Source organism: uncultured Pseudoflavonifractor sp., assembly GCF_944387275.1.
Lineage (GTDB): Bacteria > Bacillota > Clostridia > Oscillospirales > Oscillospiraceae > Pseudoflavonifractor > Pseudoflavonifractor intestinihominis.
Genome location: NZ_CALXEG010000030.1, coordinates 1 through 22,381, shown reverse-complemented (window position 1 = coordinate 22,381; position 22,381 = coordinate 1). Strand labels below are relative to the sequence as shown.

The following is a 22,381-nucleotide window of genomic DNA, read 5'->3' as shown; positions in this document are numbered from 1 at the left end:
GGTGTTAACGATGAACGTGCCCAATTTCCTCTCCCTGCTCCGGCTGGCCATGGTGCCGGTCTTCGCGGTGGTGTTCTTCCAGCCCTTTCCCACGGCCCGGTACTGGGCGGCCGGGGTGTACGCCCTGGCCTTTGTCACCGACGTGGCCGACGGCTACATCGCCCGCCACTTCAACCAGATCACCCGCCTGGGGCGGATTCTGGACCCGCTGGCCGACAAGCTGATGACCTTTACGGTCATCGTCTGCATCACGGCGGCGGGCATCATCCCCATCTGGGCGGTGATCATCTTCTTCTGCAAGGAGGCCGCCATGGGCCTGGGCGCCCTGTCCATGCTCCACAAGATCGACGACGTGATCCCCTCCAACTGGCTGGGCAAGATCTCCACCTTTGTGTTCTTTGTGGTGTGCGCCGCCCTGGTGCTCTTTCCCCAGATCCCCCGGGGCTGGGCCACCGGCATGATCTCCTTCGCCCTGGCCCTGACCATCCTGGCCTTCCTCTACTACCTGTGGCTGTACGTGAGCGTACTGGGCAAGAAGAAGTGAGTCCGCCGGCCCGGAGGGCTGGAAAATAAAAAACCAAGTAAATTACCAGAAATTCATACCCAGTTCACAATTTCGCTCTAGAATTTTTTCTCCGGGGCACAGTAGGGCCCCAAGGGGAGAAAATATCCCCCTTAAAGGAGCTGAACGATATGCAACCTACACTCTGTTCCAGATGTCATAAGAATGTGGCTGTTATTTTTATCCAGAAAATCGAGGGCGGCGAGACCAAGAGCGAGGGCCTGTGCCTGAAGTGCGCCAGAGAGCTGGGCATCAAGCCCGTTGAGGATATGATGCAGAAGATGGGCATCACCGACGAGGACCTGGACGGCCTGACCAACGAGATGCTCTCCGCCTTTGGCGGCGCCGAGGGCATGGAGGGCCTGGTGCCGCAGGGGGAGGACCCCGGCAGCGACGAGGACGACGAGGGCCGCACGGCCACGTTCCCCTTCCTCAACAAGCTCTTCGGCGGCGCCCAGGGCGGCGACAGCCAGCCCAAGGAGGAGTCCCGTCCCCGGGAGGACAAGCCCGGCAAGGAGCGGGCCCCCAAGCGGAAGTTTTTGGAGAATTACTGTATCTCCCTGACCCAGAAGGCCGCCGAGGGCAAGCTGGACAACATCGTGGGCCGGGATGAGGAGATCGAGCGCACCATCCAGATCCTCAACCGCCGCCAGAAGAACAACCCCTGTCTCATCGGCGAGCCCGGCGTGGGCAAGACCGCCATCGCCGAGGGCCTGGCCCAGCGGATCTACGCGGGCAAGGTCCCCTACAAGCTCCAGGACAAGGAGGTCTACCTGCTGGATCTGACCGCCCTGGTGGCGGGCACCCAGTTCCGCGGCCAGTTCGAGAGCCGGATGAAGGGCCTGATCGACGAGGTCAAGAAGCTGGGCAACATCATCCTGGTCATCGACGAGGTCCACAACATCGTGGGCGCCGGCGACGCCGAGGGCAGCATGAACGCCGCCAACATCCTCAAGCCCGCCCTGTCCCGGGGCGAGATCCAGGTCATCGGCGCCACCACCCTCACCGAGTACCGCAAGTACATCGAGAAGGACTCCGCCCTGGAGCGCCGGTTCCAGCCTGTCATCGTGGAGGAGCCCTCCATTGAGGACGCGGTGAAGATCATCATGGGCATCAAGTCCTACTATGAGAAGTACCACTTCGTGTCCATCTCCCCCGAGATGGCCCGTATGGCCGTGACCATGAGCGAGCGGTACATCACCGACCGCTACCTGCCCGACAAGGCCATCGATCTGATCGACGAGGCCTGCTCCGACGTGAACCTCCACAACGCCAATCTGGCCCGGGAGGCCCAGCTGAAAAAGGAGCTGGAGCAGATCTCCAAGGAGCGGGAGGCCCTGGTGGCCGAGGCCAACAGCCGGGACTTCAAGCGCCAGAGCGACCTGAAGGCCAACGAGAGCCGGCAGTCTGAGATCCGCCGGGAGCTGAGCAAGCTCACCGAGCAGTACAACGCCCTGGCTGCCGCCGGCGGCCAGGAGGCCGGCATGAAGGACAACGAGCGGGAGCAGGGCCGTCTCCAGCGGGAGCTGCAGAAGCTGGTCCAGGACCGGAGCGCCCTCAACGCCTCCACCGGCGACGAGGACTACCAGCGCCTGGCCGTCATCAAGAGCCGGGAGCTCCAGCTCCAGCAGGAGCTGGACAAGCTGGAGGCCCAGAGCGCCCCGCCCCTGACTGTGGGCCATCTGGCCCGGGTCATCGAGCTGTGGACCAAGATCCCCGCCAGCCAGATCCAGGAGGCCGAGTACGAGCGCCTGGCCCAGCTGGAGAACCGGCTCAAGGAGCACATCATCGGCCAGGACGACGCGGTGAAGGCCGTGGCCGCCGCTGTCCGCCGCGGCCGCGTGGGCATCGCCTCCAAGCGCAAGCCCGTGTCCTTCATCTTCGTGGGCTCCACCGGCGTGGGCAAGACCGAGCTGGTCAAGCGGCTGGCCATGGACATGTTCCACTCCCCCGAGTCCCTCATCCGGCTGGATATGTCCGAGTTCATGGAGAAGTTCGCGGTGAGCCGCATCATCGGCTCGCCCCCGGGCTACGTGGGCTACGACGAGGCCGGCCAGCTCACCGAGAAGGTCCGCCGCAAGCCTTACTGCGTCATCCTCTTCGATGAGATCGAAAAGGCCCACCCCGACGTACTCAACATCCTGCTCCAGATTCTGGACGACGGCCACATCACCGACGCCCAGGGCCGGAACGTGAACTTTGAGAATACGGTCATCGTCATGACCTCCAACGCGGGCAGCGAGGCCAAGGGCTCGGGCAGCGTGGGCTTCGGCCGCACCGCCGCCGAGCAGGGCCGCGAGCGGGCTATGAAGGCCCTGGAGAGCTTCCTGCGGCCCGAGTTCATCAACCGGGTGGACGAGATCGTCTACTTCAACCGGCTCAGCGAGGACAACTTCAAGGCCATCGCCGGCATCATGCTGGGCGAGCTGAAGGGCACCCTGGGCGAGAAGGGCATCACCTTCACCTACGACGACAGCCTGCTGGACTACCTGGTGAAGAAGTCCTACTCCCTGACCTACGGCGCCCGCAACCTGCGCCGCCAGATCCAGAAGGACCTGGAGGACCCCATCGCCACCCGCATCATCGAGAGCTATCTCAACCCCATCCGCACCCTCCACGCCTCTTCCGACGGGGAGAGCGTGCAGATCACCGGAGAATAAGCAGGACGGAGCAAGCGGCTGCCGCTTGCTCCGTCTCTTTGTCCCAAAAACGCGCCCCGCCTCAGACACTCTGAGGCGGGGCGCGTTTTGTCGTTCTTACTGTCTGATGGTGCGGAGGATCTCACCCTCGGCGGAGATGACCGAGATGGTGAGGGGGATGGCCTTGCCGGAGTTGGCCACAGCCTGCTCCGCGGCCCGCTGGATGCCGCCGCAGCAGGGCACCTCCATGCGCGCCACGGTGACGCTGCGCACGTCGTTGCGGCGGAAGATCTCGGTGAGCTTGTCGGTGTAGTCTCCCTCGTCCAGCTTGGGGCAGCCCACCAGCACCACCCGGCCCCGGATGAAGTCCCGGTGGAAGGCGCCGTAGGCATAGGCGGTGCAGTCGGCGGCGATGAGCACGTCGGCGCCGCTCAGCCAGGGGGACATGGGGTTGACCAGCTTGATCTGGACCGGCCACTGCCGCAGCTCGCTGGGGATCTCACCGGCGGCGGCGGGGCGGGCCTCACGGCGGATGGCACGGCTCATGCTGCCCGGGCAGCCGCAGGGGCTGGGCGCGGCAGCGGCCTTCTCCTTGGCCGCCTTGGAGGCCATGACGGCGGCGTGGTCGTAGGCGGGCGCCTCCCGTTCCTCAAAGGTGATGGCCCCGGTGGGGCAGGCGGGGAGGCAGTCCCCCAGGCCGTCGCAGTAGTCCTCGCGGAGCAGATGGGCCTTGCCGTCCACCATGCCGATGGCCCCCTCATGGCAGGCCGCCGCGCAGGCGCCGCAGCCGTTGCACTTGTCCGCGTCAATCTTGATAATCTTCCGAATCATAGGGAAAACCCTCCTTGCGTTTGTAAGGAAATCATACTATACTGGTATCACATTTTCTGTTGCAATTGCAACGCAGGAGGAAAAAACATGGGGAAATTTCTGCCGGTGCTCCGAAAGACACCTCTTTTCGCCGGAATTGCAGAGCAGGATATGGAGGCCATGCTGGACTGCCTGGGGGCGGTGGAGCGGAAATTCAGCAGGGGAGAGGCGGTGTTCCGGGCCGGGGAGCCCGCCCGCTGGCTGGGCGTGGTGCTGTCCGGGCGGCTCCAGGTGTGCCGGGAGGACCGGGAGGGCCGCAGGACCGTGCTCTCCTCGGTGCCTCCGTCGGGCATCTTCGGCGAGGCTCACGCCTGTGCCGGAACCGAGGCCCTGCCGGTGTCGGTGTGGGCGGTGGAGGACAGCGGCGTGCTGCTGCTGGACATCGCCCGGGTGGTGGGGGTCTGCCCCTCCTCCTGCACCTTCCACAGCCGTCTGGTCACCAACCTGCTGTCCGTGCTGGCGGGGAAGAACATCCTCCTGTCCGCCAAGCTGGAGCATGTGTCCCAGCGGACCATCCGGGAGAAACTGCTCTCCTATCTCTCCGCCCAGGCGGCCAGGGCCGGGAGCGATTCCTTTGCCATCCCCTTTGACCGGCAGGCCCTGGCGGACTATCTCTGCGTGGACCGGAGCGCCCTGTCCCGGGAGCTGTCCGCCCTGCGGCGGGAGGGGATTCTGGAGGCAGAGAAGAACCGCTTCCGGCTGCTGCGGTAGAGAAAAAATTTCTCGTCCCATGTGAAACCTTTTTCTCCGTCCGTCCGTATATCAGAGCGAAACCGGTTTTAGGAAGAGAGGAGTGGCGGCATGGAGGATGAAAAGCTGGTGCGCCGCCTGCAGAAGGGCAGCCGCACGGCGCTGGAGCAGGCCATCAACCGATATACCGCCTATGTCGGTACCATTGTCTGGCGCACCCTGGGGGCCTCCGCCACCCGGGAGGACATGGAGGAGGTGGTCTCCGATGTGTTCCTCAGCCTGTGGTCCCATGTGGGCGAGCTGGACCCGAAACAGGGCCTGCGGCCCTGGCTGGGGGCAGTGGCCCGCAACCGGGCCACGGACTGCCTCCGCAGGTCAAAGCCCACCGTGCCCCTGCCGGAGGACGACGGGCCGTCCCCGGCGGAGGGACCGGAGGAGACCGCCGCCGCCAGAGACCAGGCGGAGCGGCTCTGGCAGGCGGTGGACGGCCTGGGGGAGCCGGACCGGACTCTCTTCCTCCGACACTACTACTACGGCGAGAAACTCAGCGAGGCGGTACGGGGCCTGGGCCTGAGCCCGGGCGCAGCCCGCATCCGTCTGTCCCGGGGCAGGAAAAAGCTCCGGGAGATTCTGACGAAAGGAGGGGAAGGACTGTGAGCAGCATGGAACGGCTCTGGAAGGACATGGAGCTGAACGGCCCATGCCCGGAAATCAACCCCGCTGACATTCGGCGCAGGGTGAACACCGCCCTCAATGCCGACCCCTCGGAGAGGAGCATCTATATGAGACAGAAAATCCGCATTGCCGCCGTGATGGCCGCCGCGATGATCGCCCTCACCGGCACCGCCCTGGCAGTGGGCACCAACTGGGACGCCCTGATGGAGCACCTGGGCATCTTCGCCCCCTATGTCCAGGACGTGGACGGCGTGTCCGTCACCGACCAGGGGCTGAAGGTCAGCGTGGTGGCCGCCCTCAGCGACGAGAGCGGCACCAAGACCTACGTGTCGGTCACCGACCTGACCGGCGACCGCCTGAGCGAGAACCTGACCTACAATGGCAGGCTGGGCACCAGCTGCATCAGCTACGACCCTGAGACCCGCACCGCCCTGCTGGAGATGCCCATGATGACCAGCCGGTATTTCAATGAGGACGGCAGCCTGACCCTGACCTTTGCCAGCTTCCAGCCCGGACTCCGGGAGCTGACGGGCATCCCCTTCCCGGAGGAGGTCCTGAGCACCGCCGCCCGCAGCAGCCGCCTGTTCACCGACGAGGAGCTGACCGAGAAGTCGGTGAACTCGGGCGCCGAGGCCAGGGGACTGCTGCCCGGCCAGAACCCGGTGAAGCTGGAGGGCACCGACCTTATCTGGATTTCCTCCTCCGGCTTTGATGAAAACGGCGTGTTCCATATCCTGTATGAGATGGCGGAAGACGTAACGTGTGCCGCAGACCCCACCCCCTTCATGAAGCTGGATAACCGGGAAATACTCAGTTACAGAATCAACCAGCTTGTCTGGGGGGACGGGCGCTATCTGGACGTCAGCTTCCCCGACAGCGATGTGTTTACCAGGGAGAGCCTGTCCCATCTGGAGCTGGAGGACATGGACATCAGGCTCTATACCGAGGAGAGCATTGAGGGAAACTGGGAGCTGACCTTCTTCCCCAAAAATTTGTCCCAGCGGTCAGCCACCATGTCCGAGACCCTCAGCGGCATGTCCATGACGAGTGTGGACCTGACCGCCATCAGCCTCCGTCTGGAGCTGACCAGCAAGGGCGGCACTCCCGCCGCCTATCCGGTCAGCGTCTACCTGGCCGACGGCACCCGGATTGACATCGAGGGCTGGGGCCAGATCTCCGACCTGGATGAGCGGATGACTCGGGTTGTTGAGGATGGGAAGGTGTACTACGGGATTGATGTGACAGAGCCGGGGAAGGAGCGGCACTTTGCCGTCACCTGGTATTTCCCCGCGCCCATTGACCCGGCGCAGGTCACCGGCTTCTCCCTGGGCTACCGGATGTACGCCATCCAGGATGGCGCCGCCGTGCCCACCGGCTGGCTCACCGAGCTGCCCGGCCAGAAAAAGTGACCCATAACAATAAGACCCTCTGCCCGGAACACAACTGTTCCGGGCAGAGGGCCATTTTCTGCGTTTCAGGCGTGCTCAGTCCTGGCGCTGGACCAGGGCCTCGCCGGCGGTGTAGATGTCGCCGGCGCCCACGGTGAGGATCAGGTCGCCGGGGCGGGCAAGCTGGGCCAGGGCGTCGGTCACCTCGGGGAGGGTGGCGAAGTACCGGGAGCCGGGGATGCGCTCGGCCAGGTCCCGGGAGGAGATGCCGATGGTGTTGTCCTCCCGGGCGGCGAAGATCTCGGCCAGCAGGGTCACGTCCGGCTCCTGGAGGACCTGGACGAAGTCGTCGAACAGGGCCTTGGTGCGGGAGTAGGTGTGGGGCTGGAAGGCGCAGATGATCCGATCATAGCCCAGGCTTCTGGCGGCGGCGAAGAGGGCCTTCAGCTCGCCGGGATGGTGGGCGTAGTCGTCGTAGACCTCGGCGCCGTGGTAGCTGCCCTTGTGCTCAAAGCGGCGGGCGGCGCCCCGGAAGGCGGACAGGCCGTCCTCCACCGCCTTGGCGGGCATGCCCAGCACAATGGCGGACGCGGCGGCGGCCAGGGCGTTCTTCACGTTGTGCACCCCGGGCACCCGGAGGGACACATGGGCAAAGGGCTGGCCCTTCCAGATGATATCAAAGGTGGGCAGGCCCCGGTTCCAGGTCAGGTTGGCGGCGTGGACGTCGCCCTCCTCCAGGCCGAAGGTGACCATGGGCCGGGTCTCGCCCTCCAGGGTGTGCATGGTGTTCTCGTCGTCCCGGTTGGCCACGATGACGCCGTCCTCGGGCACCAGGTCGGCAAAGGTGCGGAAGGAGTGCTCCACGTCCGCCAGGTCCTTGAAGAAGTCCAGATGGTCGGCCTCGATGTCCAGGATCACCGCCACGGTGGGGAAGAAGGAGAGAAAGGAGTCGCAGTATTCGCAGCTCTCCAGGATGATGGTGTCGCCCCGGCCCACCCGGTGGCCAGCCCCCAGCAGGGGCAGGGTGCCGCCGATCATCACCGTGGGGTCGGCCTGGGCGGCCATGGCGATGTGGGTGCACATGGAGGTGGTGGTGGTCTTGCCGTGGGTGCCGGAGATGCACAGGGCGTTCTTGTACCCCCGCATGATGGCGCCCCAGGCCTGGGCCCGCTCGAAGACGGGGATGCCCCGGGCGTGAGCGCCGGAGATCTCAGGGTTGTCGTTGTGGGCGGCGGCGGTGCGGATGACCAGCCTGGCGCCGTTCAGGTTCTCGGCCCGGTGGCCGATGGCCACCTGGATGCCCAGGGAGCGCAGATGCTCCACCGTGGCGCTCTCGTGCATGTCGGAGCCGGTGATGACCATGCCCATGCCGTGGAGCACCTCGGCCAGGGGGGCCATGGATACGCCGCCGATGCCCACCAGATGGGCGTGGCAGCCGGGGACGAAATAATCGTGAATATTCAAATCAGACACAGGGAGCACTCCCTTTTCTTGAAAATATAATATGAAATGATACTTGGTCTTGCCCAGGAAAAATATTATAATATGAACCAAGGAAAATGGCAAGGCCAATTCCATATGTCTCCATTATAGACGCGGACGGCGGAAAACATACCGGAGAGAAGGTGAGGCGCATGGATACGAGTGTGATTCCCGGCGGCGTGGCGGCGCTGTGCGCCCGTCTGCGGGCGGCGGGACGGGAGGCCTACCCGGTGGGGGGCTGCGTCCGGGACCTGCTGCTGGGGCGCGCTCCAGGGGACTGGGACGTGACCACCTCCGCCCAGCCGGAGGAGGTCATGGCACTCTTTGACCGCACCGTGCCCACCGGCATCAAGCACGGCACCGTGACCGTGCTGACAGAGGACGGCGGGGTGGAGGTCACCACCTTCCGCGCCGAGAGCGGCTATGCCGACGGACGGCACCCGGACGCGGTGACCTTTGGCGGCGACCTGGCGGGGGACCTGTCCCGCCGGGATTTCACCATCAACGCCATGGCCCTGGGGCCGGACGGGGCGGTCATCGACCCCTTCGGCGGCCGGAGGGATCTGGCGGACCGGGTGATCCGCTGCGTGGGGGAGCCGGAGCGCCGCTTCCGGGAGGACGCCCTGCGGATGCTGCGGGCGGTGCGGTTCTCCGCCCAGCTGGGCTTTGCCATTGAGAGCGCCACGGCGGAGGCCCTGCGCAAGAGCGCCGGACTGACTGCCCGCCTGTCCGCCGAGCGGGTGCGCACCGAGCTGGAGAAGACCCTGCTCTCGCCCTGGCCGGAGCGGGGAGAGGGGCTGTTCGCCTGGGGGCTGCTGTCCCCCTTCGTGGGGGCGGAGGCCCAGCCCGACCTGACCACCCTCCACCGGGTGGCCGCCAGTCCGCTGGAGCGGTGGGCCGCCCTGTGCGCCCTGCTGTTGGACGAGGGGGATATCACCGACGCGGGGGACTTTCTCAGGGCCCTGCGTCTGGACGGCCGCACCGTCCACGCCTGCGCCGCCGGGGCGGAGCTGGGGAAGCATATGCCCCGGGACAGGGCGGCGTGGCGCCGGGCCCTGGCGGAGCAGGGGGAGGACGCCTGTACGGCCGCCGCTGCCATGGAGGACGCCCGCACCGGCGGCGCATACCGGGAGGCGCTCCGGGAGACCCTGGCGGAGGGGAACTGCGTGACGGTGCGGGACCTGGCGCTGTCCGGGGCGGAGCTGCTGGCCATGGGCTACCGCGGCGCGGACATCGGCGCGGCCCAGCGCCGGCTGCTGGACCACGTGCTGGACCACCCGGAGGACAACCGCCCGGAGCGGCTGAGGGAACTGCTGAAGTGAAGACGGGAGACTGAGGGACGGCCCATGGCCGTCCCTTTTTTGTATGGGACAGGCAAATGGGGCGAGGTTCTGTCATATGGATAACAGGACGAGGAGGTGGGCGCGGTGGAGAAGCGGCAGAAGCGGGAAGGGCTGCTGGAAAAGACGGCTCAGGTCCTGGACCTGCCCGGGGACGTGGTGGCCGGGCTGCCCCGGGTGGAGATCACCGGCAGCCGGGAGCTGCGGATGGAGAACCACAAGGGGATTCTCGCCTACGGCACCGAGGAGATCCACGTCTCGGGCGGCAAGCTGATCCTGAAGATCCGGGGCAAGGGCCTGGAGCTGAAGGCCATGAACGCCAGCGAGCTGCTGATCACAGGGGAGATCGAAGGGGTGGACCTGACATAGGGCCGCTGGAGGTGGAGCATGCAGAAGGTGATCAATTTTCTCCGGGGAAGCGTGCGCCTGGAGGCGGAGGGGGCTTTTCCCGAGCGGTTTCTGAACCTGTGCGCCCAGAACGGCGTGGCCTTCTGGGCCGTGGAGTGGCTGGAGACAGGCCGGGTGGCCATCACCGTCCCCCGGCGTGACGCCAAACGGGCCCAGGCCCTGGGGGAGCGGGCCTCCTGCCAGGTGAAGCGGCAGAAGAGCGGCGGCGTGCCCTTTTTCCTGGCCCGGTTCCGCAGGCGGTACGCCCTGCTCACCGGGCTGGTGCTCTCCCTGGCGGCTGTGTGCGTGCTGTCTCAGTTCGTGCTCACCGTGGAGGTGTCGGGCAATGAGACCGTCACCACGGCGGAGATCCTCACCGAGCTGCGCCGTCTGGGGGTGCGCCCGGGGGTGTACGGCCCTGGCATTGACCCGGCGGCCACGGCCCAGAAGCTGCTGCTGCAGCTGGATGATCTGTCCTGGTGCGCCATCAACCTGAAGGGCACCGTGGCCGAGGTGCTGGTGCGGGAGCGCATCGAGCCGCCGGAGGTGGTGGACGAGACGGAGCTGGGGGACGTGGTGGCCGCAGTGCCCGGCATTGTGACCCAGGTGGAGGTGCTGGGAGGCGAGCCCGCCGTAGAGGAGGGGGACACGGTGGTGGAGGGGCAGGTGCTCATCACCGGCAACATCCACATGGAGGGGGCGCAGTACAGCGGCATCGACCTGGGCTGGCGGCAGGTGCGGGCCCAGGGCCGGGTGTACGCCCGCACCTGGCGCACACTGGAGGCGGAGATCCCACTGACGGCCCAGGTCAAGGCCTACACCGGAGAGAAGCAGTCCTTCTGGTCCCTGAGCCTGTTGGGCTGGCGGGTCAATTTTTATGGAAACAGTAGCATTTCCTATGAGAGGTATGATAAAATAAGCGACGTATGGACCGCCCGTCTGCCCGGCGGACAGGAGATGCCCCTGTCCCTGACCAGGGAGACGGTCCGGGCCTACCAGACCGTCTCCGCCCAGGTGGACCCGGCCGCGGCGGAGGCGCTGCTCCGGGGGCAGCTGGAGGAAGACCTGCTGGACGCCCTGGGGGAGAAGGGAGAGGTGGTCTCCATGGACTTTACCACCCGGGAACAGAGCGGCATGCTCCTGGTCCGGCTCCAGGCCGAGTGCAGGGAGGAGATCGGGCGGTTTGTGCCCTATGAGGGACAACAGAAAAACGAAACCCAGCCAGAGGAGGGCCAAGACCTTTCAGGCTGAAGCAGCGAGGAGCGTAGAAGTTTGATTGAACAGACGATAAGCATGGAACGAATGGAGGAGGCCGTCAATATCTTCGGCTCCTTTGACGAAAATATCCGCATCATCGAGCGGGAGCTGGGCGTCACGGTGGTGAGCCGGGACGGGGAGCTGAAGGTGTCCGGCGAGGCGGAGAACGTGATGTACGGCGTGAAAGCCATCCAGGGGCTCATCTCCCTCTCCGCCCGGGGCGAGACCATCAACGAGCAGAACGTGCGGTATATCATCTCCCTGGTCCGGTCGGGCAACGAGGACCGGATCGGGGACCTGGCCCGGGACGTGCTGTGCGTCACCGCCAAGGGAAAGCCCATCAAGGCCAAGACCATCGGCCAGAAGAAGTACGTGGAGGCCATCAAGAAGAACCTGGTCACCCTGGGCATCGGCCCGGCGGGTACCGGCAAGACCTACCTGGCGGTGGCCGCGGCGGTGGCCGCCTTCCGGGACAAGCAGGTCAACCGCATCATCCTCACCCGCCCGGCGGTGGAGGCCGGCGAGCGGCTGGGCTTCCTGCCCGGCGACCTGCAGAGCAAGGTGGACCCCTACCTGCGTCCCCTGTATGACGCCCTCTTTGAGATGCTGGGGCCGGAGACCTATCAGAAGTACCTGGAGCGGGGCAACATCGAGGTGGCCCCCCTGGCCTACATGCGGGGCCGCACCCTGGACGACAGCTTCATCATCCTGGACGAGGCCCAGAACACCTCCCGGGAGCAGATGAAGATGTTCCTCACCCGCATGGGCTTTGGCTCCAAGATCGTCATCACCGGCGACGTGACCCAGATCGACCTGCCCAGCGACAAGGTCTCCGGCCTGAAGGAGGCCATGCGGGTGCTGAGCGGCGTGGAGGACATCGCCATCTGCAAGCTGGGCCAGGCCGACGTGGTGCGCCACGTCATTGTCCAGCGGATCATCAAGGCATACGAAGAGGACGAGAACCGCCGCAACGCCAAGCGTGCCAGAGAGAAGGAGGGGCGCTGACCATGAAGAAGATGTTCTGGGGGCTGCTGTTTCTGTTCATTGACATCAACCTGGGGCGGCTGTGTGTCACCCCGGCCTGGGTGGGCTATCTGCTGATCTGGTCCGGCCTGGGCGAGGTGCCTGAGAGCAAGGTTTTCCAGAACATCAGGAGCCTGACCGTGGGCGCGGCCATCTTTACCGGTCTGATGTGGCTGAAGCAGCTCTTGAATGTGACAATTGCCATGGCGGTTATTGAAGTGGCGCTGACTATCGCGGGGGTCTGCCTTCAGCTGCTGGTCACCTACCGCATTGTGGAGGGCGTCCGGGAGCTGGAGGCGGTCTACAACCGGGACATGAGGAGCGCCGGACTTCTGGCGGGCTGGAAGGTCATGCTGGGCGGCATCATTGTGGCCTACGCGCTGATCTTCTTCGTCCCCGGACTGGCTCTGGCCGGCCTGGTGCTCACCTTTGCGGCGGCCATCTATTACGCGGTAGCGTTCTGGGAGGCCGCCCAGGCCTATAGGGAGGCGGCGATGGGGCAGTGACACGTTTTGAATGGTTCGGCTATACGGTGGAGGTGGATGAGTCCGCCACACGGGATTATTACGCCCAGGCGGAGCCCTGGGACTGTGAATGCGGCCACTGCCGCAATTTCGTGGCTTTGGCCCGGGTGCGGAAGCTGCCGGAGGAGTTGCTGGCCATTCTGGACAGCCTGTCCATCCCGCCGGAGAAGGCCACCTATGTGTGCGAGCTCTACCACGAGGAGAACTGGCGGGAGAAGGGGCTGCTCTATGAGCTCTCCTGGCGTGTGGCGGGAACCATTCTGGACAGACCCGCCGGGAAGGACAACGGCCCCGATTGGGGGCCGCTGGTGAATCTGCCCTGGGGTAGTATGATACTGGGCCACGAGACCTTCCCGGTGGAGCCGGAATTTCCGCTGCCCCACTTTGACCTGGACTGTACCCTGTACCTGCCCTGGGTGCTGGACGAACATGTGGACAGCCCAAAGAAAAAGAAGGAGGATGCTCCGTGAACCATGAACTGATTATTGAGACTGAGGTGGAGGGCGCTGAGCCCTACGCCGACCTGCTGCGGCAGGTCATTCCCGCCGCCCTGGAGGCGGAGGGGGTGGCGGTGCCCTGGGAGGTGGACGTGCTCTTCACCGACGACGAGGGCATCCACCAGATCAACCTGGAGCAGCGGGACGTGGACCGTCCCACCGACGTGCTCTCCTTCCCCATGTTCGACCTCCGGCCCGGGGAGCATCCCACCGAGGAGGACGCCGACCCGGGCACCGGACTGGTGCCTCTGGGGGACATGGTCATCTCTCTGGAGCGTGCCAAAGCCCAGGGGGAGGAGTACGGCCACGGCACCCGCCGGGAGGTGGCCTATCTGGCCGTCCATTCGGTGCTCCACCTGCTGGGGTACGACCACATGGACGAGGGCCCCATGAAGGCCCAGATGCGGGCGCGTGAGGAGGCCATCCTGGAGCAGCTGGGGATCACCAGAGGACAGGAGGGGTAATCATGCGGTACGGATACATCATCGGCGGAGGATTGCTCTCCGTCGCCCTCTGTTATCTCATCCTCATGGTGCTGAGCGGCCTGGGCGGGGGAAACGGCCTGCTCCAGATGGTGATGCTGCTTCTCCTCATGGCCCTGCCGGGCATCGTGGTGGGTGCGGCTGCGGCCGAGCGGGAAAAGCGGGAGAAGGAGCACTCCGAGCTGAAGGAGGAGCTCTCCGCCATTCGCGCCCTGCTGGAGAAGCAGGACAAACAGTAAAATATGCGGCCTGTAAAAAAACAAGCCGCATAGGAATAAAATTGCTCAAGAAAGTTGAGGATAACCTATGGAAATCAAAAAATCCGGCATGATCGCCATTGTGGGGCGGCCCAATGTGGGCAAGTCCACCCTGACCAACGCCCTGGTGGGCGAGAAGATCGCCATCGTCACCAACAAGCCCCAGACCACCCGCAACCGCATCTGCGCCGTGCTCAACCGGGGGGAGTGCCAGTTCGTGTTTATGGACACGCCGGGCCTCCACCGGGCCCGGACCCGTCTGGGCGACTACATGGTGAAGGTGGTGCGGGACAGCGTGGCCGACGTGGACGCGGTCATGCTGCTGGTGGAGCCCATCCCCCATGTGGGCGGGCCGGAGGAGGAACTCATCCAGCGCATCAAGGGCCTGGGCGTGCCCTCTGTGCTGGTCATCAACAAGATCGACACCGTGAAGAAGGACGAGCTGCTGGCGGTCATGCAGGCCTACGGCGAGAAGCACAGCTTCGACGCCATCCTGCCTATCTCCGCCAAGAACGGCGAGGGCCTGGAGGACCTGCTCCAGGTGCTGAGCGAGTTCCTGCCCGAGGGTCCCCAGCTCTTCCCCGAGGACATGGTCACCGACCAGCCCGAGCGGCAGGTGTGCGCCGAGATCGTCCGGGAGAAGCTGCTCCTGTGCCTGGACAAGGAGATTCCCCACGGCACCGCCGTAGAGGTCACCCGGTTTGTGGAGCGGGACGATGAGGTCATCGAGATGGACGCCACCATCTACTGTGAGAAGGACTCCCACAAGGGCATCATCATCGGCAAGGGCGGCGCCATGCTCAAGAAGATCTCCACCCTGGCCCGGCAGGACATCGAGCGCTTCATGGGCACCAAGGTGTTCCTCCAGACCTGGGTAAAAGTGAAGGAGAACTGGAGAGACAATCTGAATCTCATCCAGAACTTCGGCTACCGGGACGAGTAAGAGAGCCTTGAAATTTGCCTTTTCGACGCTCTGCCGCAAAATTTACCGTTCATAAACCGGGCGCTCCGGGCCAAGCTATGGACGAGGGGGCTTGGATTATGGACTGGGAGACCATGTGGCGGCTGTTTCTTGCCACCGGACTGCCTGAGGCGTACAGCCTGTACGCCCTCCTGCGGGAAGAGGCGGAGCGGGCGGAGGAGAGCAAAACCGCATAGCGCGCTGCTTCGGTCCGGCCCGGCGAACCCGCGGTTCGCCGGGCCGGTTCGGCTGGAGCGGGAAATATACATACTGCGTGGTGAATCATATGCACCTGACGACCCAGGGGATCGTCCTGCGGGAGGTCAATTACAAGGAATCGGATAAAATCCTCACCGTCCTCACCCGGGACCTGGGGAAGCTGACGGTCAAGGCCAGGGGCTGCCGGCGGAAGAACAGCCCGCTGGCCGCCGCGGCCCAGTTGCTGGTGTACTCGGAGCTGACGTTGTTCGAGTACCGGGACTACTGGTCCATGGACCAGGGGGACTCTCTGGAGCAGTTCTGGGGGGTGCGGCAGGACGTGGACAAGCTGGCCCTGGGCTCCTACTTCGCCGAGGTGATGGAGACGGTGGCCGAGGAGGGCAGGGCGGACCCGGATCTCCTGTCCCTGATCCTCAACTCCCTCTACGCCCTGGACAAGCTCAATAAGCCCCTGCCCCTGGTGAAGGCGGCCTACGAGCTCAAGCTGCTGTCACTGGCGGGGTACGAGCCCCTGCTGGACGCCTGCGCGGTGTGCGGCGTGCCCGAGCCGGAGGAGCCCCGGCTCCACCTGCGGGAGGGGGTGCTCCACTGCGCCCGCTGCCGGGGCGGCGTGGGGGACGGGGTGTCCATGCCCCTGGACGGCCCGTCCCTGGCCGCCATGCGGCACGTGGTGATGGGCGACCCCAAGCGCCTGTTCTCCTTCAAGCTGGATACGCCGTCCCAGAAGAAGATGAGCGACGTGTGCGAGGCCTTTCTTCTCACCCAGCTGGAACGGGGCTTCGGCACCCTGGACTTCTACAAGCAGCTCTCCGCCCTCCGGCCGTGAGGGCGCGGTCCGCCGGGCCTGGAATGGTATTTCCGGGTCCGGCGGATTTCTGCTTGCATTTTTCCCGGCTCGGGGCTATAATGGCCTCTATCAGGCAGAGTAGGAGCGCGTGTGCAGTACCTCGCAAGAGGTCCAGTGCCGGCGGGACGGGGAGTTGTCCGCCGGACGAAAAGCCGCAGGCTTGCAGTACGCCCTCCGCATCCCGCTGCCGCATATCAGGCGCGCTGTGGGAGACCACGGCCCTCCTCTGTGCGGCGTTCCCGCTTTCCGCGGGCTGCCGAATACAGAAGGAGGCTTTTTTATGCCCATTTTTCAGCAAAACCGCACCATGTTCAAGACGCCCTTCTCCGCCGCCTACTGGCGCTGCGCCATGAAGGAATTCCGCAGCCTGCGCAGTCTGGTCTTCGCCGCGCTGATGATCGCCGCCTGCATCATCCTCTCCAAGTTCTCCATCCCCATCTACGCGGGGCTGAAGATCAGCTTCGGCTTTCTGGCCCGGGCCCTGTGCGCCCTGGTGTGCGGCCCGGTGACCGCCCTGGTGTTCGGCGCGGCGGAGGACACCCTGTCCTTCTTCCTGGCCTCCAGCGGCGAGCCCTATTTCCCGGGCTATATGCTCACCACCATGCTGGGTACCCTGATCTACGCCCTGTTCTTCTACCGGGCCCGGGTGACGGTGCTGCGCATCTTCCTGGCCAAGCTGTGCACCAACGTGATGAACGTGTTCCTGGGCAGCCTGTGGAGCGCGATCCTGTACAGCAAGGGCTACCTCTACTACATGACCAACAGCATGGTCAAGAACACCCTGATGCTCCCCGTGCAGACCCTCATGCTGGTGGTGCTCTTCGGGGCGCTGGTGCCGGTGCTCTACCGGATGGGCGCCCTGCCCAACCAGGCCGAGCGGCGTCTGGCATTTATTTAAAAGGAAAGGGAGGATGCCCCGGCATCCTCCCTTTTTTTCTATCGGAACATGGTCTCGGCCCCCGCCTTGCGGCAGCCCTCGGGGGCGTAGTGCCAGCAGTCCAGGCGCCCGCTGGGGGGCAGGAAGTAGGCCAGCGGCTGTGGTCCCTCCGGCGGCAGCTTCTCGATGACCAGCAGCTTGATCTTCATCCGCTCGGGGAAGATGGCCTTGATGTACACGGAGACCCGGTCCCCCTCGTGGAGGTCCCCTCTGGGCTCGGCCAGGCCGGACAGGTTGGGGGCCAGCTCCACAAAGATGCCGTACTCCTTGACGCCCCGCACCCAGCCGGGCACAGTCATGCCGGCGGAGAACCGGGCGGCGTTCTCCTGCCAGGTGCCCAGCAGCTCCCGGTGGGAGAGGACCACCCGGCCCAGATCGGGACAGGTCGCCAGCACCACGGCGAAGATCTCCTGCCCCACGGTGAAGCGCCGGTCCGGATGAGGGATGCGGGAGACCGAGATGCGCTCGATGCTGATCATGGACGGCGCGCCGCAGCCGATGTCCACAAAGGCCCCAAAGGGCTCCAGGTGGGACACTGTGGCGGGGAGGACCATGCCGGGCTCCAGGGTGTCCATCAGCCGCTCCAGGGCCATGGCCTGGGCGGCCCGGCGGGAGAGCCGCGGCCGGAGCAAGCCCGCTTCCTGCTCCACCGCCTCAACTGTAAAGGAGACAGGCTTCCCAACCCGGGAGAGAATGGCGATGTCCCGGGTGGTTCCCTCTGCGATGCCCAGGGCCGCCTCCTCCCGTGGGATGTAGCCTGTAAAGGGACCTAACGTTACAGTCAGATTGTGGCCGGCGTCGCAGAGGACGGCCTTTCCCTCCAGTACCCGCCGCCCCTCCATGGCCCGGATGAGCCCCGCCTTTGTGGCGCAGAGGGCCTGATTCTCCTCGGTGTGCAGCAGCCGCCCTTCAGGCGGAAACAGAGTCGTCAATTTCACCAAATCCTTTCGGCCGCAGCGGAGATTTTTCCCGACAGGCCACTATATGCGGTTTGGCTCTGCGAATTGACAGGGAAAGGGAGAGAAACTTATAATATAGGTAATTCTATTTTTTGGACGGCCCGGGGCCGGACAGGAGGAATTTCCATGGATGTGCGCGTGGGCGATGTGCTGGAGCTGAAAAAAGAGCACCCCTGCGGCAGCAAGCGCTGGCAGGTGCTGCGGGTGGGCATGGACTTCAAACTGCGCTGTGAGGGCTGCGGCCATGAGTTGATGCTGCCCCGCAGCAAGGCGGAGAAAAATATCAAAAAAATTCTGCGTACCGGGGAGGAAAACACATGAAGGAACTCTGGAGCGAACGGATTCGGGAGCTGGTGCCCTATACGCCGGGGGAGCAGCCCAGAGACCGGAAGTTTATCAAGCTGAACACCAATGAAAACCCCTATCCCCCCTCCGCGCTGGTGACGGAGGCCATCCGGCAGGAGGCGGGCAGCGCCCTGCGGCTCTATCCCGACCCGGAGTGCACCGAGCTGCGGGAGGCCATCGCCTCCTACCACGGCATGAGCCCGGACCGGATCTTTGTGGGCAACGGCTCCGACGAAGTGCTGGCCATGTGCTTCTACGCCTTCTTCACCCCGGGGAAGGCCGTGGTGTTCCCCGACATTACATACAGCTTTTATCCCGTCTACGCCCAGCTCTTCGGCCTGGACTACCGGGAGATCCCGCTGGACGAGAACTTCGGTGTGCCGGTGGAGCAGTTCCTGGGTGGCAACGGCGGCGTGGTCATCGCCAACCCCAACGCCCCCACGGGCCGTGAGCTGCCCCTCCACGCCATCCGGGAGATCGCCAACGCCAACCCGGAGGCGGTGGTGATGGTGGACGAGGCCTATGTGGACTTCGGCGCCCACTCCTCGGTGGCCCTGCTGGACAGCTGCCCCAACCTGGTGGTGGTGCGCACCCTGTCCAAGTCCCGCTCCCTGGCCGGCCTGCGGGTGGGCTACGCCATGGGCAGCGCCGACCTGACCGCCGCCCTCAACTGCGTGAAGAACTCCTTCAACTCCTATACCGTGGACCGGCTGGCCCAGGCGGGGGCGGTGGCCGCCATCCGGGACGACCCCTACTTCCGCTGTGTGGTGGCCAAGGTGAGCAACACCCGGGAGGTCACCGCCTGCCGCCTAAAGCAGATGGGCTTCCGGGTCTACGACTCGTCCACCAACTTCCTCTTCATCTCCCACGAGCACGCCCCCGCCAAGGCCCTGCTGGACGGCCTGCGGGAGCGGGGCATCCTGGTGCGCTGGTGGGACAAGCCCCGCATCTCCAACTGCCTGCGGGTGTCCATCGGCACCGACGAGGACATGGACACCTTCTGTCGGGTCATGGAGGAGCTGCTCCGGCAGTTCCCCGGGGACTGAGAAGCAGGAAAAATTTTCCCCCTCCGCTTTTCAAAGGCGAAAAAAGGCGATATAATGGGAAAAGAACCCCTGATCGCCAATGCTTTAGAGAAACGGAGGGACCCCTTGTGACGGAAAATGTTGTGAAGGTACTGAAAGCGAATGTGTGGAGCGTGGCCACCTGCTCCGACGTGCCCAATGTGGTTCCGGTGGGCTTCAAGGATGTCACCGAGGACGGGCTGCTGGTGGTGGGCGACGTGATGATGGATACCACGGTGAAAAACGTGCAGGCCAACGGGAAGATTGCCGTCTCCGCCTTTGACCCCAAGACCTCTGAGGGCTACCAGGTCAAGGGGACCGCCGTGTACCAGACCGAGGGCCCGGTGGTGGACGCCTTCCGGGAGAAGGCCATGGCGGTGTTCCACGGCGCCATGACCGTCAAGGGCGCGCTGGTCATCACTCCGGACAAGGTCATCGTCACCTCTCCCGGACCGGACAACAAGAAGGTGCTGTAAGCGGTCCGGCGGGAGGCACAGAGAAAGACAGAAAACGGGAGGCCCGGGCAATTGCCCGGGCCTCCCGTTTTCTCTGTCCTGACGCCGGCCGCGGCAGAGGGCGGTCAGTCGTCGGCCAGGATGATGGTTCCGTTTTCCACACGATCCACGCAGGCCAGGGCCTCCACCCGGAAGCCCATGCGGCGCAGGACCCTGCCGCCGTCCTGCATGGCTTTTTCGATGGCCACCGCCACGCCGGCCACCTCGGCCCGGGCCTTGGAGACGATCTCCGCCAGGCCCAGGATGGACTGGCCGTTGGCCAGGATGTCGTCCACCAGCAGTACCCGGTCGTCCTCCTCCAGATACCGCTTGGAGACCCGCAGGGTGTAGGACTTCTCCAGGGAGAAGGAGTGGGTCTCGGCGGAGTAGACCTCCGGGTCGATGTACCCGGTCTGAAACTTCTTGGCGTAGATGACCGGCACATCCAGCGCCCGGCCCACAAAGCAGGCCACCGCAATGCCGGAGCTCTCGGCTGTGAGCACTTTGGTTACCTTGTCGCCACGGAAGCGCTTGGCCAGGGCGTTGCCCACGTGCTCGATCAGGTCCATGTCCAGGCAGTGGTTGAGGAACATATCCACCCGGATGATGTTGCCCTCCCCGACCTCGGCGTCGTTGAGGAGCCGGCGTTTCAGATCGTCCATTTTCTTTCCTTTCTGTGCTGCGCGGCCCGGGCCGGCAGGAGATCTGGCAAACAGATCTTTTCAACATAGAATAGTGGAGACGCCCCTTGGCGGGCACGGAGCGCAGCTTCCGCAGGGGTCCGGCCTGTTTCAGCCGGAGCAGGGCCCCGGGGCCGCGGAGCGATTTCTTCAACAGAGTTTATTATAGACGAAAGCGGAGAAAACTGCAAGAGCGGGGCGGGGGAGGGGGAGCGGGATACCCTCCGAAATGCGAAGTTTTTGAAATATCGGCTTCCCAGCCCTGCAAGAACAGGGCGCTTTTTTCCCCCGCGCCGGCGGAGGCGGACAGCGGCCCCACTCCCTGCCCGCCGGTTGAATGCGGGGAAAAGCCGGGGAAACCGGGACGAAAGGTTAAGTCTGAGGTTATTGCCGGGAAAATGCAAGTTGATTTCCGGCTTATCGCAATTTTGCATATTGACAAAGCACTTGTTTCACGGTAAAGTAATTCATATACGCGTCGCGTGGCCGGTGGGCCGGGCGGGAGAAAGTGAGGAACCCTTAATGAACGTTTTGTTTGAGAAATTCACACTTCCGCAGGAGCTGCAGAACATTATTTACAACAGCCCCAGCGTTATCATTCCGGAGAGCAAGGAAGTGCTGTTCGAGCTGATTTTCGGCAATGAGTACACCGACAAGATCGAGGTGCTCTACGATGTCAACGGCAAGAATGTGAAGGAAGCGGAGGTGGTGCGCTGCAAAAACGGCGCCTCTGTCAACTTCACCGAGGACTATATGCGCCGCCGTGACCCGGACTGCATGCGCATCGCGGATGACGGCCCCACCGACAAGCCCCGTTTTGCCGACGTCTACGGCTACGATTTCTCCGAGCTGCGGGAGGAGACCTTCCGGTGGCTCACCCGGCAGGAGCTGATCCTGGTGCCCTTCAAGGCGGGCGGCTATCAGTACGGGTACGACTCCGTGCTGGTCTGCCCCCGGAACGCGGCCTTCTTCGCCTTTACCCTGGCCCAGCTCCAGGCCTTTGTGGAGATGAAGAACGTGGAGCACTTCAAGCCCCGCTCCGTGGTGTACGTGGCGCCGCCCTTCCGGCACACCCACTTCAAGGGCAAGCAGGTGGTGGTCCACTGCCGCCACGAGGACCTGCACGAGATCTTCTCCTACAATCTGTATCCCGGCCCCTCCGCCAAGAAGGGCATTTACAGCGTCCTGCTGGACATCGGCGAGCGGGAGGGCTGGGTCACCGCCCACGCCAGCACCGCCCGCATCATCACCCCCTATGAGAACGAGATGGTCATGATGCACGAGGGCGCCTCGGGCGGCGGCAAGAGCGAGCTGCTCCAGGACGTGCAGCGTGGCTCCGACGGCCGGGTGCTGCTGGGCGTGAGCACCATCACCGGCGACGAGCGGTACATCAGCATGAGCGACACCTGTACCATTGAGCCCGTCACCGACGACATGGCCATCTGCCACCCCTCTTTCCAGAAGAACAACGGCAAGCTGGCCGTGGCCGACGGCGAGGACGGCTGGTTCGTCCGGGTGGACGGCATCACCAAGTACGGCAGCGACCCCCTCTATGAGGGGATCTCCATCCACAGCAAGGAACCGCTGGTGTTCTTCAACATCGACGGCGTGCCCCGGGCCACCTGCCTGCTGTGGGAGCACACCCTGGACTCCGACGGCAAGCCCTGCCCCAATCCCCGGGTCATCATTCCCCGCCGCATGATCCCCAACATCGTCTGGTCCCCCGTGGAGGTGGACGTGCGCTCCTTCGGCGTGCGCATGCCCCCCTGCACCGCCAAGAAGCCCACCTACGGCATCATGGG

General features: G+C 64.6%; 24 protein-coding genes and 1 riboswitch. Of the genes, 20 read left to right on the top strand and 4 right to left on the bottom strand.

The genetic code is table 11. The annotated features are described in order from the left end of the window. Positions 1-10 precede the first annotated feature (10 nt). A complete protein-coding gene (locus Q0K23_RS08710; protein ID WP_294520832.1) occupies positions 11-544 on the top strand; it encodes a CDP-alcohol phosphatidyltransferase family protein in 534 nt (177 codons plus the stop codon). A gap of 185 nt (positions 545-729) precedes the next feature. Further along, positions 730-3,222, top strand: coding sequence for an ATP-dependent Clp protease ATP-binding subunit (locus Q0K23_RS08705; protein WP_294520830.1), 2,493 nt, complete (start codon positions 730-732; stop codon positions 3,220-3,222). A gap of 96 nt (positions 3,223-3,318) precedes the next feature. On the opposite strand, the gene Q0K23_RS08700 is transcribed toward Q0K23_RS08705, so the two are convergent. Then, on the bottom strand, positions 3,319-4,032 hold the full coding sequence (locus Q0K23_RS08700) for an ATP-binding protein (protein WP_294520826.1): 714 nt from the start codon (positions 4,030-4,032) through the stop codon (positions 3,319-3,321). 87 nt (positions 4,033-4,119) lie between these two features. Here Q0K23_RS08700 and Q0K23_RS08695 point away from each other — a divergent pair, with 87 nt between their 5' ends. From Q0K23_RS08695 to Q0K23_RS08685, 3 genes are all read left to right on the top strand, one after another. Then, positions 4,120-4,782 (top strand): Crp/Fnr family transcriptional regulator, encoded by a 663-nt coding sequence (locus Q0K23_RS08695; protein WP_294520822.1) that lies wholly within the window; start codon positions 4,120-4,122, stop codon positions 4,780-4,782. Between the two features lie 90 nt (positions 4,783-4,872). After that, positions 4,873-5,418: an RNA polymerase sigma factor gene (locus tag Q0K23_RS08690; protein ID WP_294520819.1), complete on the top strand. Its 546-nt coding sequence runs from the start codon at positions 4,873-4,875 to the stop codon at positions 5,416-5,418. Beyond that, the gene (locus Q0K23_RS08685) at positions 5,415-6,845 is read left to right on the top strand and encodes a hypothetical protein (RefSeq protein WP_294520816.1); all 1,431 of its coding nucleotides are present in this window, start codon (positions 5,415-5,417) and stop codon (positions 6,843-6,845) included. The genes Q0K23_RS08690 and Q0K23_RS08685 overlap by 4 nt, the downstream gene beginning before the upstream one ends. 75 nt (positions 6,846-6,920) lie before the next feature. On the opposite strand, the gene murC is transcribed toward Q0K23_RS08685, so the two are convergent. Next, the gene (gene murC / locus Q0K23_RS08680) at positions 6,921-8,297 is read right to left on the bottom strand and encodes a UDP-N-acetylmuramate--L-alanine ligase (protein WP_294520813.1); all 1,377 of its coding nucleotides are present in this window, start codon (positions 8,295-8,297) and stop codon (positions 6,921-6,923) included. A 161-nt stretch (positions 8,298-8,458) separates the two neighbouring features. On the opposite strand from murC, the gene Q0K23_RS08675 reads away from it, so the two are divergent. The 11 genes from Q0K23_RS08675 to Q0K23_RS08625 all read left to right on the top strand — a co-directional run bounded on the left by Q0K23_RS08675 (position 8,459) and on the right by Q0K23_RS08625 (position 16,998). Then, entirely contained in the window at positions 8,459-9,628 is a 1,170-nt protein-coding gene (locus Q0K23_RS08675) for a CCA tRNA nucleotidyltransferase (RefSeq protein WP_294520810.1), read from the top strand. A gap of 105 nt (positions 9,629-9,733) precedes the next feature. Continuing rightward, positions 9,734-10,015: a YabP/YqfC family sporulation protein gene (locus Q0K23_RS08670; RefSeq protein WP_294520807.1), complete on the top strand. Its 282-nt coding sequence runs from the start codon at positions 9,734-9,736 to the stop codon at positions 10,013-10,015. An 18-nt stretch (positions 10,016-10,033) separates the two neighbouring features. Continuing rightward, the gene (locus Q0K23_RS08665; RefSeq protein WP_294520803.1) at positions 10,034-11,284 is read left to right on the top strand and encodes a sporulation protein YqfD; all 1,251 of its coding nucleotides are present in this window, start codon (positions 10,034-10,036) and stop codon (positions 11,282-11,284) included. 42 nt (positions 11,285-11,326) lie between these two features. After that, positions 11,327-12,295, top strand: a complete 969-nt coding sequence (locus tag Q0K23_RS08660) for a PhoH family protein (protein ID WP_294520800.1) — start codon at positions 11,327-11,329, stop codon at positions 12,293-12,295. Between the two features lie 2 nt (positions 12,296-12,297). Next, a complete protein-coding gene (locus tag Q0K23_RS08655) occupies positions 12,298-12,819 on the top strand; it encodes a hypothetical protein (protein WP_294520798.1) in 522 nt (173 codons plus the stop codon). Then, positions 12,816-13,307 carry a hypothetical protein gene (locus Q0K23_RS08650; protein ID WP_294520796.1) on the top strand — a complete coding sequence of 164 codons (492 nt, stop codon included), beginning with the start codon at positions 12,816-12,818 and terminating at the stop codon, positions 13,305-13,307. Before Q0K23_RS08655 ends, Q0K23_RS08650 begins: the two co-directional genes overlap by 4 nt. Next, on the top strand, positions 13,304-13,798 hold the full coding sequence (ybeY, locus tag Q0K23_RS08645; RefSeq protein WP_294520793.1) for an rRNA maturation RNase YbeY: 495 nt from the start codon (positions 13,304-13,306) through the stop codon (positions 13,796-13,798). The genes Q0K23_RS08650 and ybeY overlap by 4 nt, the downstream gene beginning before the upstream one ends. 2 nt (positions 13,799-13,800) lie before the next feature. Then, on the top strand, positions 13,801-14,055 hold the full coding sequence (locus Q0K23_RS08640; protein WP_294520790.1) for a hypothetical protein: 255 nt from the start codon (positions 13,801-13,803) through the stop codon (positions 14,053-14,055). 67 nt (positions 14,056-14,122) lie between these two features. Continuing rightward, complete coding sequence (gene era, locus Q0K23_RS08635; RefSeq protein WP_294520787.1) at positions 14,123-15,016, top strand: GTPase Era; 894 nt, start codon at positions 14,123-14,125, stop codon at positions 15,014-15,016. Positions 15,017-15,320: 304 nt separating this feature from the next. After that, on the top strand, positions 15,321-16,079 hold the full coding sequence (gene recO / locus Q0K23_RS08630) for a DNA repair protein RecO (RefSeq protein ID WP_294520784.1): 759 nt from the start codon (positions 15,321-15,323) through the stop codon (positions 16,077-16,079). A gap of 93 nt (positions 16,080-16,172) precedes the next feature. Then, positions 16,173-16,289: riboswitch (THF riboswitch) on the top strand. Positions 16,290-16,380: 91 nt separating this feature from the next. Continuing rightward, positions 16,381-16,998, top strand: coding sequence for a folate family ECF transporter S component (locus Q0K23_RS08625; RefSeq protein ID WP_294520781.1), 618 nt, complete (start codon positions 16,381-16,383; stop codon positions 16,996-16,998). Between the two features lie 38 nt (positions 16,999-17,036). Here the strand turns inward: Q0K23_RS08625 and Q0K23_RS08620 are convergent, their stop codons facing one another. After that, complete coding sequence (locus Q0K23_RS08620; RefSeq protein WP_367179044.1) at positions 17,037-17,975, bottom strand: S1 RNA-binding domain-containing protein; 939 nt, start codon at positions 17,973-17,975, stop codon at positions 17,037-17,039. Positions 17,976-18,122: 147 nt separating this feature from the next. Here Q0K23_RS08620 and Q0K23_RS08615 point away from each other — a divergent pair, with 147 nt between their 5' ends. The 3 genes from Q0K23_RS08615 (at position 18,123) to Q0K23_RS08605 (ending at position 19,881) form a co-directional block, all read left to right on the top strand. Beyond that, positions 18,123-18,317, top strand: coding sequence for a DUF951 domain-containing protein (locus Q0K23_RS08615; protein ID WP_294520775.1), 195 nt, complete (start codon positions 18,123-18,125; stop codon positions 18,315-18,317). Beyond that, positions 18,314-19,387, top strand: coding sequence for a histidinol-phosphate transaminase (gene hisC, locus Q0K23_RS08610; protein ID WP_294520773.1), 1,074 nt, complete (start codon positions 18,314-18,316; stop codon positions 19,385-19,387). The genes Q0K23_RS08615 and hisC overlap by 4 nt, the downstream gene beginning before the upstream one ends. 107 nt (positions 19,388-19,494) lie before the next feature. After that, positions 19,495-19,881, top strand: coding sequence for a pyridoxamine 5'-phosphate oxidase family protein (locus tag Q0K23_RS08605; RefSeq protein ID WP_294520770.1), 387 nt, complete (start codon positions 19,495-19,497; stop codon positions 19,879-19,881). Positions 19,882-19,985: 104 nt separating this feature from the next. Here the strand turns inward: Q0K23_RS08605 and Q0K23_RS08600 are convergent, their stop codons facing one another. Continuing rightward, positions 19,986-20,561 (bottom strand): xanthine phosphoribosyltransferase, encoded by a 576-nt coding sequence (locus tag Q0K23_RS08600; RefSeq protein ID WP_294520767.1) that lies wholly within the window; start codon positions 20,559-20,561, stop codon positions 19,986-19,988. A 540-nt stretch (positions 20,562-21,101) separates the two neighbouring features. Between Q0K23_RS08600 and Q0K23_RS08595 the strand changes: the two genes are divergently transcribed. After that, positions 21,102-22,381, top strand: a 1,280-nt coding sequence (locus Q0K23_RS08595; protein ID WP_294520763.1) for a DUF4914 family protein, incomplete at its 3' end; no start/stop codon positions are given.

Coding starts and splice junctions, on each gene's coding strand:
- Q0K23_RS08710 (WP_294520832.1), top strand. CDS start 11: ATGAACGTGCCCAATTTCCTCTCCCTGCTCCGGCTGGCCATGGTGCCG.
- Q0K23_RS08700 (WP_294520826.1), bottom strand. CDS start 4,032: ATGATTCGGAAGATTATCAAGATTGACGCGGACAAGTGCAACGGCTGC.
- Q0K23_RS08695 (WP_294520822.1), top strand. CDS start 4,120: ATGGGGAAATTTCTGCCGGTGCTCCGAAAGACACCTCTTTTCGCCGGA.
- Q0K23_RS08690 (WP_294520819.1), top strand. CDS start 4,873: ATGGAGGATGAAAAGCTGGTGCGCCGCCTGCAGAAGGGCAGCCGCACG.
- Q0K23_RS08675 (WP_294520810.1), top strand. CDS start 8,459: ATGGATACGAGTGTGATTCCCGGCGGCGTGGCGGCGCTGTGCGCCCGT.
- Q0K23_RS08665 (WP_294520803.1), top strand. CDS start 10,034: ATGCAGAAGGTGATCAATTTTCTCCGGGGAAGCGTGCGCCTGGAGGCG.
- Q0K23_RS08660 (WP_294520800.1), top strand. CDS start 11,327: ATGGAACGAATGGAGGAGGCCGTCAATATCTTCGGCTCCTTTGACGAA.
- Q0K23_RS08655 (WP_294520798.1), top strand. CDS start 12,298: ATGAAGAAGATGTTCTGGGGGCTGCTGTTTCTGTTCATTGACATCAAC.
- Q0K23_RS08640 (WP_294520790.1), top strand. CDS start 13,801: ATGCGGTACGGATACATCATCGGCGGAGGATTGCTCTCCGTCGCCCTC.
- era (WP_294520787.1), top strand. CDS start 14,123: ATGGAAATCAAAAAATCCGGCATGATCGCCATTGTGGGGCGGCCCAAT.
- recO (WP_294520784.1), top strand. CDS start 15,321: ATGCACCTGACGACCCAGGGGATCGTCCTGCGGGAGGTCAATTACAAG.
- Q0K23_RS08625 (WP_294520781.1), top strand. CDS start 16,381: ATGCCCATTTTTCAGCAAAACCGCACCATGTTCAAGACGCCCTTCTCC.
- Q0K23_RS08615 (WP_294520775.1), top strand. CDS start 18,123: ATGGATGTGCGCGTGGGCGATGTGCTGGAGCTGAAAAAAGAGCACCCC.
- hisC (WP_294520773.1), top strand. CDS start 18,314: ATGAAGGAACTCTGGAGCGAACGGATTCGGGAGCTGGTGCCCTATACG.
- Q0K23_RS08600 (WP_294520767.1), bottom strand. CDS start 20,561: ATGGACGATCTGAAACGCCGGCTCCTCAACGACGCCGAGGTCGGGGAG.